The sequence below is a fragment of the Salinicola salarius genome, assembly GCF_003206135.1.
Taxonomy (GTDB): Bacteria; Pseudomonadota; Gammaproteobacteria; order Pseudomonadales; family Halomonadaceae; genus Salinicola; species Salinicola salarius.
On sequence record NZ_PZJT01000006.1, the window covers coordinates 257,630 to 272,419 of the forward strand.

11 protein-coding genes are annotated in these 14,790 nt (G+C 61.9%); 5 read left to right on the top strand and 6 right to left on the bottom strand.

The window, feature by feature from the left end; translation table 11 throughout:
* Positions 1 to 6 precede the first annotated feature (6 nt).
* A complete protein-coding gene (gene guaD / locus DOM32_RS07700) occupies positions 7 to 1,332 on the top strand; it encodes a guanine deaminase (protein ID WP_110632896.1) in 1,326 nt (441 codons plus the stop codon).
* 129 nt (positions 1,333 to 1,461) lie between these two features.
* Here guaD and DOM32_RS07705 read toward each other — a convergent pair whose 3' ends face one another.
* Positions 1,462 to 2,427 carry a hydroxymethylglutaryl-CoA lyase gene (locus DOM32_RS07705; protein ID WP_244179849.1) on the bottom strand — a complete coding sequence of 322 codons (966 nt, stop codon included), beginning with the start codon at positions 2,425 to 2,427 and terminating at the stop codon, positions 1,462 to 1,464.
* Positions 2,427 to 3,662, bottom strand: coding sequence for a CaiB/BaiF CoA transferase family protein (locus DOM32_RS07710; RefSeq protein WP_110632899.1), 1,236 nt, complete (start codon positions 3,660 to 3,662; stop codon positions 2,427 to 2,429). The genes DOM32_RS07705 and DOM32_RS07710 overlap by 1 nt, the downstream gene beginning before the upstream one ends.
* A 181-nt stretch (positions 3,663 to 3,843) precedes the next feature.
* Between DOM32_RS07710 and DOM32_RS07715 the strand changes: the two genes are divergently transcribed.
* The 3 genes from DOM32_RS07715 to DOM32_RS07725 all read left to right on the top strand — a co-directional run bounded on the left by DOM32_RS07715 (position 3,844) and on the right by DOM32_RS07725 (position 7,569).
* Positions 3,844 to 4,833, top strand: a complete 990-nt coding sequence (locus DOM32_RS07715) for a LysR family transcriptional regulator (RefSeq protein WP_110633386.1) — start codon at positions 3,844 to 3,846, stop codon at positions 4,831 to 4,833.
* 187 nt (positions 4,834 to 5,020) lie between these two features.
* Entirely contained in the window at positions 5,021 to 6,007 is a 987-nt protein-coding gene (locus tag DOM32_RS07720) for a Bug family tripartite tricarboxylate transporter substrate binding protein (protein WP_110632902.1), read from the top strand.
* Positions 6,008 to 6,162: 155 nt separating this feature from the next.
* The gene (locus DOM32_RS07725; protein WP_110632905.1) at positions 6,163 to 7,569 is read left to right on the top strand and encodes a mechanosensitive ion channel family protein; all 1,407 of its coding nucleotides are present in this window, start codon (positions 6,163 to 6,165) and stop codon (positions 7,567 to 7,569) included.
* A 68-nt stretch (positions 7,570 to 7,637) separates the two neighbouring features.
* Here DOM32_RS07725 and DOM32_RS07730 read toward each other — a convergent pair whose 3' ends face one another.
* From DOM32_RS07730 to DOM32_RS07745, 4 genes are all read right to left on the bottom strand, one after another.
* Positions 7,638 to 9,071, bottom strand: coding sequence for a mannose-1-phosphate guanylyltransferase/mannose-6-phosphate isomerase (locus DOM32_RS07730; protein ID WP_110632908.1), 1,434 nt, complete (start codon positions 9,069 to 9,071; stop codon positions 7,638 to 7,640).
* Between the two features lie 136 nt (positions 9,072 to 9,207).
* A complete protein-coding gene (locus DOM32_RS07735; protein WP_110632912.1) occupies positions 9,208 to 10,563 on the bottom strand; it encodes a UDP-glucose dehydrogenase family protein in 1,356 nt (451 codons plus the stop codon).
* Positions 10,564 to 10,796: 233 nt separating this feature from the next.
* Positions 10,797 to 12,110, bottom strand: a complete 1,314-nt coding sequence (locus tag DOM32_RS07740; protein WP_244179850.1) for an O-antigen ligase family protein — start codon at positions 12,108 to 12,110, stop codon at positions 10,797 to 10,799.
* 570 nt (positions 12,111 to 12,680) lie between these two features.
* Positions 12,681 to 12,914 (bottom strand): hypothetical protein, encoded by a 234-nt coding sequence (locus DOM32_RS07745; RefSeq protein ID WP_071230112.1) that lies wholly within the window; start codon positions 12,912 to 12,914, stop codon positions 12,681 to 12,683.
* Positions 12,915 to 13,673: 759 nt separating this feature from the next.
* Here DOM32_RS07745 and DOM32_RS07750 point away from each other — a divergent pair.
* A complete protein-coding gene (locus DOM32_RS07750; protein WP_110632915.1) occupies positions 13,674 to 14,588 on the top strand; it encodes a flagellin N-terminal helical domain-containing protein in 915 nt (304 codons plus the stop codon).
* Positions 14,589 to 14,790: the final 202 nt, after the last annotated feature.

Here is a 14,790-nt window from a genome sequence, read left to right on the forward strand (position 1 = left end):
GAGATCATGAACACGCACCAACGCCTGCTCCGCGGCCCCCTGTTCACCTGCCTCGGCGATCCCGGCGAGGAGGCGACGCCGCTGCCCGATACCACGCGTTATCTCGAGGATGGCGCGATCTGGATCGTCGATGGCCATATCCAGGCCGTCGACCATTTCGAGACGCTGGCCGACCGGCTGCCGGCGGGCATCGAGATCGTCGATTACCGCGACAAACTGATGATGCCGGGCTTCATCGACAGCCACGTGCATTACGTGCAGCTCGACATCATGGCGTCCTACGGCCGCCAGCTGCTCGACTGGCTCAACGACTACACCTTCCCCGCCGAATGCCGGTTTGCCGACGCCGCTTATGCCCAGGCCGGCGCCGAGCGGTTCCTCGACGAGATGCTGCGCGTCGGCACCACGACCGCTCAGGTGTTCTGTTCCTCGCATCCGGTGTCGGTCGACAGCTTCTTCAGCGCCGCCCAGCGTCGCCAGCTACGCATGATCGCCGGCAAGGTGCTGATGGATCGCCACGCCCCGGAGGCGTTGACCGACGACACGCTGGGCGGCGTACGCGACAGCGAACGCCTGATCGCCGACTGGCACGGCCGCGATCGGCTTAGCTACACCCTGACGCCACGTTTCGCGCCGACCTCCACCCGCGAGCAGCTCGACGCCGTCGGCGGCGTGCTGCGCAACGCCTCGGATCTCTATCTGCAGACGCATCTGTCGGAAAATCGCGGCGAAGTCGCCTGGGTGGCAGAGCTGTTCCCGGAAAGCCGGGACTATCTCGATGTCTACGAGCGGTACGATCTGGTCGGGCCGCGCAGCACCTTCGCCCACGGCATTCACCTGAACGACGATCAGCGCGCCCGGCTGGCCCAGCGTGGCGCCAACGTCGCCTTCTGCCCGACCTCGAACCTGTTTCTGGGCAGCGGGTTGATGGACCGGCTGGCGTGTCGGGACGCGGGGCTCGCGACGTCGCTGGCCAGCGATGTCGGCGGCGGCACCTCGCTCTCGGGGTTCGGCACTCTGCAGGGCGCCTATCAGGTAGGAGCCCTACTCGGCCAGGCGCTGACCGGCTGGCAAGGGTTCTACCGTCTCACCCTCGGCAACGCGCGGGCATTGCACCTGGATGACAGGATCGGCAGCCTGCAGGCGGGGTTCGAGGCGGATATCGTCGTTCTCGACCCTGAATCCACGCCGTTGATGGCGCGCCGCCTGTCGCAGACCAAGACCCTGTCGGAGCGCCTGTTCGCGATGATGATGCTGGGCGACGACCGCACGGTCGCGGCAACCTGGGCCAACGGGCGCCTGGTTCACGACCGCGATGCGGTAGCGGCGTAATCGCCCGTCGAGGCTATTGTTGAGAGACTACGCACCCGTCGAGGCTGCACACCCGTTGAGGCTATCACCACACCAGTTGAGACTGCGCACCCGTTGTGGTTGTCACTAGTCGAGACTGCACCAGTCGGCTTACGCTCGAGCGGAATCCGGCAGCGGATAGCGCCGGTCCGAGGTGCCGGCCTTGACCACTTGGCCCGGCACGTCGTGGCCGATCATCGCCGGCAGCAGCTCCGCGGCGGCGATCAGCCGTTCGAGATCCACGCCGGTATCGACGCCCATCTGCGCGAACATGTGAACCAGATCTTCGGTGCAGACGTTGCCGGTGGCGCCGGGCGCGTACGGACAGCCCCCCAGGCCGCCCAGCGAGGCGTCGAACCGGGTAATGCCGTTCTGCCACGCCACCAGCGCATTGGCCAGCCCCATGCCGCGCGTGTTGTGCAGATGAATCGTCACCGGCAGCCACGGCCAGCGGCTCAGCGTCTCGCGGCAGAGATCGGCGACCTGGCGCGGGTTAGCCATGCCGGTGGTATCGCAGAGAGAGATTCCCTGCACGCCCAGCGCCAGCAGCTTTTCGGTGATCGAAAGCACTCGCTTGAACGGTACATCGCCCTCGAACGGGCAGCCAAAGGCCGTCGAGATCGAGGCGTTGACGAACACCTCGCTACCCTTGGTGATCTCGAGAATATTGGCGAAGCGTTCGAGCGACTGTTCCGCCGTCATGCGCAGGTTGGCGCGACCATGGCTGTCGCTGGCCGACAGCACCAGATTGATCTCGTCGACGCCGCAGGCCAGCGCGCGTTCGGCCCCCTTCTCGTTGGGCACCAGCACGACATAGTCGACCCCCTGCACGCGCTCGATCCCGCGCATGACCTCTTCGGCGTCACGCAGGTTGGGAATCGCCTTGGGCGAGGTGAACGAGGTCGCCTCGATCTTGGCCAGTCCGGTACGGGACAGCGCATCGATCAGCCGAATCTTCTCTTCCGTCGGCACGAAGCGAGATTCGATCTGCAGGCCGTCTCGCGGCGCCACATCATTGATGGTGACGCCGGGTTGGGTGTTCGTCCCGGTCATCGAATCAATCATCGAATCGGTCATCAGATCACTCCTCTTTCGCGCATTTTCGTCTGGGTTTCGCGGTCGATACCCAGTTCATCGAGCACATCCTGGGTATGCTGCCCCAACGCTGGGCCGCCACCCTCGATCCGCCCCGGCGTGCGGCTCAGCTTGGGCAGCACGCCAGGCACCTTGAGCGATTCACCATCACCCAGCCGAATGGTCTCGATCATCTCCCGCGCCAAGTAGTGCGGATCGGCGACTATGTCTTTTGCCGTATAGGGATAGCCCACCGGCACGTGGGCGCTCTCCAGCACGTCGAGCACGTAGTCGCGCTCGTGCTGCCGAGTCCAGTCCGCGATCGCCCCGTCGATCAGTTCGGCATGGCGGCTGCGGCCATCGTTGTGGGCGAAGCGCGGATCGTCGGCGAAATCCTGGCGGCCGATCGCCGTCATCAACCGCTTGAAGATGCTGTCGCCGTTGCCGGCGATCAGGACGTACTCGCCGCCCGCACTCTCTTTACAAGCACAGGGATACGCATTGGAGGGCGTGATGCCCGGCAAGGCACTACCGCTGGGCTCGCGGATCACGTCGGCGCCGTCGTATTCGGGAATCAGGCTCTCCATCATCGCGAACACCGATTCGTAGAGCGCGACATCGATATACTGCCCCTGCCCGCTACGATGACGCTCCTGCAACGCCAGCAAGGCGCCGATCACGCCGTACAGCGCGGACAGCGAATCGCCGATGCTGATGCCCACCCGCACGGAGGGCTGGTCCGGGTGGCCGGAAAGATAGCGCAGGCCGCCCATCGCCTCGCCGATGACGCCGAATCCCGGGCGATCGCGATAGGGGCCAGTCTGGCCGTAGCCTGAGATACGCACCATGATCAGGCCGGGATTGCGTTCGCTCAGCGTCTCCCACCCCAGGCCCCACTTCTCGAGGGTACCGGGGCGGAAGTTCTCGATCACGATGTCCGCCTCGTCGACCAGACGCCGCACGACCTCCTGGCCCTCCTCGGAGCGCAGATCGAGTGCCAGCGAGCGCTTATTGCGGGTCTGAACGTGCCACCACAGCGAGGTGTCGTCCTTGAGCACGCGCCACTTGCGCAGCGGATCGCCCGTTCCCGGCGGCTCGATCTTGACCACGTCCGCGCCGAATTCTCCCAGCAACTTGCTGGCGAAAGGCCCCGCGATCAGCTGGCCCAGCTCCACCACCTTGAGTCCTGCCAGCGCCTGCGCATTGTTGCTGACCGCCTTGTCGTCGCTGGTCGCCATGTCGCTCTCCTCCGTGAATGTCCAACGATGTCGGGGCATCGCTAATGATGTGTCTTCTATCAATGGTCAGAGGTTGACCCAGCCGGCGCGCGGCAACAATTAGGCGATCGTCAAGCTAGGCTTCGTCAGTGGCGAACGCTACAGTGGGGGCGTCAAACGCTCCGACCTGATGCCTATCGTCATGAAACGACTCGACTTCGTTACCCTCAAGCTATTCGTCGCGATTGCCGATTCGCGAAGCCTGACCCGCGCGGCCGAGCGCGAACATCTGGCGCTGGCGGCGGTCAGCAAGCGGATCAGCGATCTGGAGACACAGCTTTCGACGACACTGCTCTACCGGCGCCCGCGCGGCGTCGAGCTGACGCCCGCCGGCCACGCCCTGCTCCATCACGCGCGCCACATGCTCGATAGCCTCGATCACCTCAACGCCGACTTGAGCGAGTACAGCGTGGGGATCCGGGGCCACGTGCGACTGCATGCCAACACCTCGGCGGTGATCGAATTCCTTCCCGATGACCTGAGCGATTTCACCGCGCGCTATCCGCAGATTCGCATCGACATGCAGGAGCGATTGAGTCACGAGATCATCGCGGCGGTGCGCGACGGCCTCACCGATATCGGCATCTTCTCCGCCCATATCCCCGCCGAAGGGTTGTCGATCCACCCCTATCGCCGGGATCGGCTGGTCCTGGTCACGGCCCGGGATCACCCGCTGGCCACTCGCCAGAGCCTCGCCTTCGCCGAGACGCTGGATTACGACTTCATCGGCCTGGAGCAGGACTCCTCGCTTCACGCCCTGTTGCACCAGGATTCCCAACGTCTGGCGCAGCCGCTGCGGATGCGCATCCAGGTACGCAGCTTCGAAGGCATCTGCCGGATGATCGATCGCGGCATGGGCATCGGCATTCTCCCGGCCCGCGCCGTCGCCGCCTATCGGGAAAGCCTGTCGCTGGCGACGATTCCACTGATCGACGAGTGGGCGGAACGGGAACTGGTCATCGGCGTCCGCGATCTGGAGGCCCTGCCGCTGATCGCCCGCCAGATGGTCGAGCACCTCGCCGGCGCCAGTTCGCGCGATCCCGGCCCCGATACTGATACTGACGCCGATGCCGATGTCGATGCCGAAGACGCCCGCAACTCGGCTTCCGCTGGTGTTACGACGAAGGTGTAAACCCTTCGAAAAGCGCGAAGGCTCGCTTGTTCAAATGCCAATTTTTCCCGCCGACGCCGCTCGCTAGAGTCCTCTCGAGACACACCGCTGCGCCATGTTCGCTGTCGATCGATCGTGAGCAGCGGCCAGAAGGCAACGAGCAACGAGCGAAAGCGCAGCTCGATAACAACACGAAGAGGAACACGCCATGACCCCACGTAGCCTGAAAACGCTGATCGCCGGCGGCCTGCTCTTGAGCGCCGCCAGCACTTCCCAGGCCTTCGAGCAGAGCGGCAAGGTAGACTGCATCGCCCCGGCCAATCCCGGCGGCGGCTGGGACTTCACCTGCCGCTCCGTCGGCCGGGTGCTCGGCGATCTCGGTCTGGTCGACGGCAACGTGCAGACCACCAACATGCCGGGTGCCAGCGGCGGCGTCGGCTTCTCCCACGTGGTCCAGAAGCGCGCCGGACAGGAGAATCTGATCGTCGCCGCCAGCACCGTGACCACGACAGGCCTGGCACGCGGCCAGTTCCCGGGAATGAACGCCGGCATGGTCAACTGGATCGGCACGCTGGGAGCGGACTACGGCGTGATTGCGGTCGCCGCCGACTCTCCCTATCAGTCGCTCAACGAGGTCATGGCAGCGCTCAAGGAAGATCCGCGCGCGCTGACCTTCACTGGCGGTACCGCTTCCGGCGGCTGGGATCACCTGAAGCTGCTGATGACCGCCAACGAGGCCGGCGTCGATGATCTGGCCCGCATCGCCTACCTGGGCTACAACGGCGGCGGCGAGGCGGTGACCCAGACCCTGGGCGGCCATGTGGACGCCTTCACCGGCGACATTTCGGAGGTGGTCAGCTTCATCGAGTCCGGCGACCTGCGCCCCCTGGCGATCCTCTCCGAAGAGCGCCTCCCCGGCAAACTGCACCAGTGGCCGACGGCACGCGAACAGGGCATCGATACGATCGCCCCCAACTGGCGCGGGTTCTACATGCCGGCGGACGTCTCCGAAGACGCCTATGAGTGGTGGGTCGACACCATCGACACGCTGTACGCGAGCGACGAGTGGAAAGGCGTCATGACGCAGAACGGCCTGATGCCCTTCGAGATGCATGGCGAAGCCTTCACCACGTTCGTCAACGACCAGATCGCCCAGATCGAAGACATCTCGCGCCAGATCGGGCTTTCCCAGTAACCGTAACCTGCCCCACGCGCTCGCTCGGCCACCGGGCGGGCGCGTTTGCCTGCGAGCCGCGAAGGCTCTCGAACAAAACTGCCTGCCGCGACGAAAGTTGTATCCAAACCGCCTACGCTTGAATGAATCGATCCTCGTCATCAACAGGCTCATTCATGAATGCATCGGTTACCAATGCAGCGTTTATCAATACCCTGATCGTGCAGTGGCTTGATGCGCTGCCGTTCTGGATCATGGCAGCGGCCATCATCGGCGCGACCATCGTCGCCCATGGGCTGCTCAAGTACATTCACTTCCGCCTGCGAAGGCTCAACGACAGTCGTCTGCACCTGATGAGCACGACGGCGATCGCCGTCCACCCACCGCTGGTTGGCGTCCTGTGGACATACGGATTGTTTGGCGCGGCGTATTTCCTGATTCCGCCAGCCGTGCAGGGTCACTCGCTGATCATGACGGCGGCGCACTTCTGCGCGGCGCTGCTGGGTGTATGGCTGCTGGTGCGAATGTCACGACGTCTCGTCAGGGTCATGGATCGCTGGGCCGGCCGGCGCAAGTCGATGCTGGAACGCTTCCTGGTGCCGTTCATGGTGAGGTGCCTGGCAGTACTGATACCCATCTTCGTACTGTTCTCGTTGTTCCCGATTTTCGTCACCTCGGTACGCCTCGACACGGCGCTGCACAACCTCGCCAGCCTGATCCTCATCGCCAGCATCGCAGGCATACTGATCCACGGCGTCAACATCAGCGAGCGAGCGCTGAGCGAACGCTACCGCTTCGGTGACGAGGAGGACGCTATCGCACGCAAGGTGCATACCCAGATCACCGTGCTGCGCAAGTTGATCAACTTCATCATCATCGTTCTGGCCGTCGCCTCGATGATGATGGTGTTCGAGAAAGTCCGCCAGCTCGGCACCAGCATTCTGGCCTCGGCAGGCATTCTCGGTGTGGTACTGGGCTTTGCCGCGCAGAAGGTGCTGGGTAACCTGATCGCCGGCATCCAGATCGCGCTGACGCAGCCGGTGCAGCTGAACGACGCGGTGATCGTCGAAGGCGAATGGGGCTGGGTGGAGGAGCTGACGCTCACCTATGTCGTCGTGAGATTGTGGGACTGGCGGCGGCTGGTCCTGCCGATCACCTATTTCGTCGACCACGCGTTCGAGAACTGGACACGCCGCGACAAGGACCTCATCGGAACGGTCATCCTGTACGCGGATTACCACTTGCCCATGGAGCCGCTGAGAGAGGAAGCGCAACGTCTGGCGGAAGCCTCGCCGTTGTGGAACCGCCGCGTCTGCGTCGTGCAGACACTGGAGATGACCGAGCGCAACAAGCAGCTGCGTGTGCTGGTCAGCGCCACCGGCGGGCCCAACACGTTCGACCTGCGCTGCGCGATCCATGAAGGGCTGATCGATTTCATCTGCCGGCACTACCCGGAGTATCTCCCCACCGTGCGTCTGCAGATGCCAATGCGCAACGGCGGCAACGAACCTCAGCCGCCGCTGGCGGAAGCCATGGGCGACAACGCGCTACCCAATGACGCCGACGGCCAGCCGAATTCCTGAGTCTCGATCCTGACGTTCAACTAGCATTCTAACATTCAAGTAGCCATCAAGTGGCACTCAAGTGGCGCTCAATCGCGATGATAGGCGTCGTCGAAGCGCTCGATATCGTCTTCGCCGAGATAGCTGCCGCTCTGCACCTCGATCAACTCCAGCTCGATCTTGCCGGGGTTCTCGAGGCGATGAACCACGCCCAGGGGGATATACGTCGACTGGTTCTCTTCCAGCAGGAATATCTCCTCGCCACGCGTCACCCGGGCGGTGCCGCGTACCACGATCCAGTGCTCGGCACGATGGAGATGCTTCTGGAGTGACAGCCGGCCGCCGGGCGTCACCCGGATATGCTTGACCTGATAACGCTCGGCGGCATGCACGCCGTCATAGCTGCCCCAGGGGCGATGAACACGGCGATGCTGATCCCATTCGGGGCGATTCTGGCGCTTGAGCCTCTCCGCGATGACCTTGACCGCCTGCGCGGCGTCCCGATGCGCGACCATCACCGCATCCGGCGTCTCGATCACCATCAGATCGCGTATACCGACCGCCGCCACCAGGCGGCTGTCGCTGTGAAGCAGGCAGCCGTTCACGTCTTCGGCGATTACATCACCGCGAAGCACGTTGTCGTTACCATCCTTCGGAGAGATTTCCCACAACGACTGCCAGGAGCCGACATCCGACCAGCCGGCATCGAGCGCAACCACGCTGGCGTCCGCGGTATTCTCCATCACCGCGCAGTCGATCGACTCGGCGTCACAGGCGATGAAGGGCTCAGCCGCAATCCGCAGGAAATCGAGATCGGCCTGGCGCCCCTCCCAGGCATTCGTGACCGCCTCCCGCATTGCCGGGCGCTGCTGCTCGAGTTCCTGCAGGTAGCGATCCGCTCGCATCAGAAACATGCCGCTGTTCCACAGGTAACGGCCGCTGGCGACATACGCCTGCGCGGTCTTTGCGTCGGGCTTTTCGACGAAGCGCCGGATCGGTATCGCGTCGGCGCCGGAAGCTTCGTCTGGCTCGATGTCGATACCGGTCTCGATGCCTATCTCGATATAACCGTAGCCGGTCTCCGCACGGGTCGGCGTCACGCCGAACGTCACCAGCTTGCCCTGCCTGGCCGCTGCCTGCGCCGGCGCCATCGCCTGGATCAGCGCCTCGGGGCTGGCGATCGCGTGATCGGCCGGCAATACCAGCATCAGCGCATCCGGATCACGGCTCATGGCCTGCAACGCGGCCAGCGCGATGGCCGGTGCGGTGTTGCGCATCGCCGGCTCGAGCAGGATATCCGCCGACCGGCCCGCTTCGCGCAACTGCTCGGCCACCAGAAAGCGGTGCGCCTCCTGGCAGACGACGATCGGCTCCGCGACATCCAGAGGCTCGAAGCGCGCCAGCGTTTCCACCAGCATGCTGCGCGCGCCCGTGATCCGAAGGAACTGTTTGGGATGGCTCGCCCGCGACATCGGCCACAGGCGAGAGCCGGAACCGCCGGCCAGGACAACGGGAATCAGCATGGGCACATCCTTGGCTTTGCTGTAGTGGAAGATCGTTCGACGCTATCGAGCCTAGCGACAAAAAAGCCCGATACCAAATGGTACCGGGCTCTCTCGAGTTCATGCCTGAACGTGCCGGGCCCGATGCAATCCGGCTTCAGTGGGCCTTGCGCTGACCGACCTGCAGCGAATCGCCCCGCCCCACCGCGAAGTAGAGCAGCCCCGCCGCGCGAACTTGTGCCGGCTCGAACAGGTTGCGCCCGTCCACGATCACAGGCGTCTTCAGCGTGCGCTGCAGATGGGCGAAATTCACCGTGCGGAAGGACTTCCACTCCGTGCAGATCACCAGGGCATCGGCACCGTTCAACGCCGCGTCGCGCCCATCGGCCAGCGTCAGGTCGTCCCGTTCACCGTAGATGCGACGACACTCTTCCATGGCTTCCGGGTCGTACGCCTGAACCTTGGCGCCGGCCGCCCAGAGCGCCTCCATCAGATGGCGGCTGGGAGCTTCGCGCATGTCATCGGTGTTGGGTTTGAAGGCCAGCCCCCAGACCGCCACCGTCTTGCCTTCCAGTTGCCCATCGAATGCCTGGCTCAGCTTGCTGAACAGGGTCGCCTTCTGGCGGTCGTTGACGGCTTCGACGGCATTGAGCAGTTGCGGGTCGTAACCGATCTGGCTGGCCGTCCGCGCCAGCGCCTGAACGTCCTTCGGGAAGCAGGAGCCGCCGTACCCGCAGCCGGGATAGATGAAGTGGTAGCCGATTCGCGGATCGCTGCCGATGCCACGGCGAACCTGTTCGATATCCGCTCCCAACCGCTCGGCCAGGTTGGCGATCTCGTTCATGAAACTGATCTTGGTCGCCAGCATGGCGTTGGCGGCGTACTTGGTCAGCTCCGCGCTGCGCACGTCCATGAACATCAGCTTCTCGACGCGGCGGTTGTACGGGGCATAACACTCCCGCATCAACGACTTGACCCGATCCGACTCGGTGCCCACGACGATACGCGCGCCATGGGTGAAGTCCTCGATGGCTGCGCCTTCCTTGAGAAACTCCGGATTCGAGCAGACATCGAAGTCCAGCTTGGCGCCACGCTCGGTCAGGGTGCTGGCGATGGCTTCATGAACGCGGTCCGCCGTACCGACCGGCACCGTGGACTTGTCGATCACGACCTTATAATCATCCATGTACTGACCAATGGTTCTGGCGACCGCCAGCACATACTGCAGATCGGCACTGCCATCTTCATCGGGCGGCGTGCCCACCGCAATGAACTGCAACGTGCCGAACGCCACCGCCTCCGCCGCATCGGTCGTGAACGATAGACGCTGCTGGCCGACGTTCTCGATGACCAACGTTTCCAACCCGGGTTCATAGATCGGAATCTCGCCCTGCTTGAGGCGCGCGACCTTCCCCTCGTCGATATCCATGCACATGACTTCATGGCCGGCATCAGCCAGGCAGGCGCCGGTCACCAGGCCCACATATCCGGTACCGAAAATCGTGATTCGCATTGCTATCCCTTCAACCGTCGTATGCAATCAGCGTGTAAAAAGCGCGGCTATCCGCGCTTGATGCCCATTTCAGACAGAGGGAAACGCTGAATAAATCGGCGAGCAGGATGAAGCGCAAGGCGCACGGAGCGCAGGAACCGGAGCCTATGGGGTATAGGTGAGGATTCCTAGCACCGCGCAACGCAGCGATTCGCCTGCGTAGGCATTTATGCAGTGTTTCCAAAGCCTAGGCCTCATGGTAATCGGTTTTGGCCGACATAACCCGCATCGCCTGGCGAACGCCAGTACAGTGTGAGGAGTCCCGCCACGATCAGGTTGTGCACGTAGATGCCCGTCCAGAAGGAGAGATAGGACTCGAACTGATTGACCACCAGCCAGTAAAAGAAGAAAGCCAGCGCAAACAACGCCACATCGTTGGGCATGTCGCCCCGTTTCCAGGCTTTCCAGCTGATGACAGCGACCCATGCCACCAGCGCGCCCATCACCGCCAAGCCGAGCACGCCATAATTGACCAGTGTCTCCAGCAGGAAATTATGCAAATGACCGAAGTGCGCTTTCACGAACTCGGGAAGCCACGGCGTGTGTTCGATGACCAGCTCGCGCCCATTGCTACCCCATCCCAGCCACGGTCTTTCAGCGATCCAGTGCGTAGCCGCGACCCAGGAATGAATCCGAATACCGATGCTGGTATAGGGGAGCGTATCCAGCTTCCCGGAGAGCAGCTGCGCGATGACCTGATCCTCGGTGAACACCCGGTCAGTCAGCACATGCCCGAACGAAGCGGCGACGATCCCGCCAGCCACTACGAGAACAACGCCAATGGAAATCGTCGTTCGGTTCCATAGACGGACCTGGTAACGCTTCCTGGCGTACCATCCGACCACTGCCAATGCAACGACCGAGGACACCAGCAGCGCCAGCCAGACGGCTCGAGTCTGACCGAACAGAATCCCCACCAGTGTCATCAGCGTCAGCCCCAGCCAGAGGCATGCACGCCCCCATCGAAGCCCGCCGGACCAGCAGAAACGCCTGGCAAAGGCCATGAGCCCAATCAGCGCGACCCCAAACAACATCGAGGCATGCTGATTGTTCTGGATGCCAAAGCCGACGCGCTCGCCCTGCAGGCCAGCGGCCCATGAATCACGCCCTTCGGGGAAGATCACCGTCGTCAGCAGGAACGCCAGGAGCGCCAGCCCCCAGACCCAGAAAACATGGCGGAGACTCCCACGCAGCCACCAGGCAATGGCAATGAAGATGAAAAGCTTCGCCATCCGCTCGGTATCCGGGTTGGGCCTGGCCCACTGCGGATGATCAGCGATGGCAAGCCACCAACTGAGGAGCTGCACCAGGCAGATCGCAACCAGCAATCCCAGGGCAGCGCTCCTTCGGCGCCAACCCCCAAAAATCAGCAGGGAAACCAGCCCTAGAAACGCCATGTAAGGCTCGATGACGTCTTTCAGCGGATGTGCCGCGATACCCAGCGCGGCGTACACCAACACCAATGCAAACCCCAGCCGCCAGAGACTCTTGGGGCAATCCCAACCCATGCCGTTACCTCACAAATTGAAAACGCCGCAAATGCGGCGTCATTGACCGTTCATCACCAGATCACCACAAACCGCGCGCCCACCGGGTTCACGCGCTTCCGGTAGGCAGCGAGGTTAATGAACCCTCGATAACTTGTCAGCAGAATAATATCGGGATCTTACCGGGGACGGCTTTCGATGGTTCGCTGGCCCCGATGCCCGAGCGGCAAGCGCCATTCGCTGTATGGAACCATCGCAGCGCCTGGAGCCACCACCGCCGCTGCCTTGGCTTCACCGCATCCCTGGCGCATGACAGCAAAGCGACTTCTCGATGGTTTCTTCACCACGAATTCAGTAGCGCGGGTAGAACAGAGAGCCACCTGATGCTGCGCAGGTCTTACCTCAACGCCGTTATCTCTCGTTTTCCGTTAATATCCTGACGGCAGACAATCCGGCTTGATGACCCTATCGATAACAAGACATGCACCAGTAGAGACACTGAGCGCCTTGGCAGCCTCAGAAAGAGTTAAAAATCAGTTTAAAACCGACCCGCCGTCATCGAAACAAGCCATCTCGCCCGGATAATGAGACTTATCGAATTCTCTTGTACTCCAGTAACGTGCTCAGCATTTCATGCACACAGCTCTGGCTCAACGCGTACTCGGCCATCAGGCTGTGCAGGCGTTCCTCGAACGCCGGAAGCGTATTTTCCGGCTCCGCTTCTACCGATCGACCGGATCGAGACCCACCGTCGAGATCACGGAGCGCCTGGGCAAAAGCATCATCGAGTTCACGAAACTTACGGAGTTTTTCACGTTCATCCATCGTGCGAGGCATAATAATTAATTGGGATCCTGAAAAATGACCCGAAACGGGCCGCAACAAGCCTGATTAATAAATAGTTGTGACTAGCGTAGAACGGAATGAATAATTTGCTGCTGAAAAATAATCGATGACTATCCAAAGAGCCAGCCTAGTCTAGCCAAACTCGCCTCAAAAATCATCAAAGCCGCCCCCGTTCAGGCAGGCCAGTGAATCTCATTCCGCCTCGGCCATCAAGCCCAGGCGGGGCGGAGGGAAAACCGTTGGCGCATCCGCCGCCCGCCCCTCCAGCCCGCTCGAGGTTCTACGGGCCATCAATGCCCGCCAGCAGTTGTATCGACTCTGAATTCAACGACGCACCACGAAGCATCATTACGGAAGCCGGCAGGTTCCCGGCGATCGAATGCCGCCGGAGCCGAGCGCCATAAGATGAGGCGGCACATCACTATCGTTCGGCGCCAGCCCGCTATAAGTTCGGCGCCGGCATTGCGCCTACCACACGGGGCGTGGCCGAAGGCAGTGCTATCGAAGGGGCCTCCTGCGCCCCGCTTCACGCCGGGCAGCCAGGCACTTCTCGAAGGCCGAATCCATACTGCGCACACGCACATCAAAAATTTCTCAAATGGGCCTAAAGCAAAATTGAGTAGCGCCGATAACAGGGGTAACGGCCACGGGGCCGTTGCAGCAGGATCCGGCACCACCTGCCATCGCGCAGCGGATCAGGCCCAAATTGCCCTCTCAAAGTGAGAAAGGAATACGACAATGGCAGTTATCAATACCAACATCACAGCGTTGATCGGTCAGAACAACCTGAACAAGTCTCAGAGCAATCTGCAGACCGCCATGGAGCGCCTCTCTTCCGGCCTGCGTATCAACAGCGCCAAGGACGACGCTGCCGGCCAGGCCATTGCCAACCGCATGAGCTCCACCATCACTGGCCTGAACCAGGCTAGCCGTAATGCCAACGACGGTATCTCTCTGGCCCAGACTGCTGAAGGCGCGATGGACCAGATCAACGACAACCTGCAGCGTATTCGTGAGCTGACCGTCCAGGCCCAGAACGGCACCAACACTGCCCAGGACATTGACTCCATCCAGAAGGAAGTCAACCAGCGTCTGGAAGAGATCAATCGCGTTACCACCCAAACGTCTTTCAACGGAACAAAAGTCTTCGGTTCTTCCGCCAGCACATCCTTCTCGATCCAAGTTGGCGCGAAAGATGGAGAAACTATCGGTATCAGCATCAGCAAATCTACCGCTGACGGTGCTTCCAGTGCTGCCAATAGTGGCTGGAACATGTACAGCTCTACAGGAACAGCAGGAAGCAGCCTTGCCAGCGTTAACGGTGTAGCACGCACCGAAGCAGCAAAAGGTTTCGACGTGATGGCTACGGCTTCTGGCGAATCCAACGCCTTGGCTATCATCGATGCTAAGCTCAACGCAATTGACACTGAGCGCAGCAACCTGGGTGCGGTTCAGAACCGCTTCGAGACTGCTATTGATAACATCACCACTACTTCTACCAACCTGTCGGCAGCCCGCTCGCGCATCGAAGATGCCGACTATGCTGAAGAAGTTTCCAACATGACGCGTGCCAACATCCTGCAGCAGGCTGGCACCTCGGTTCTGGCCCAGGCTAACCAGACACCGCAGAGCGTGTTGTCGCTGCTTCAGTAAGCTTAATACTGAGTAGGAAACAAGGCCGGCATGATGCCGGCCTTGTTTTATCTCAACACCTCGCAATAAAGGGCCTAGAGTGCCAACTATTCGGCGCTTTAAACGACATCAATTCTAGGAAACTAGCGTAATCCCAATAGCACTAGGCCGGAAAACTGATTCTTATGAGCCAGCATCCTCATGTCCCATCGCCTCTTCAAAA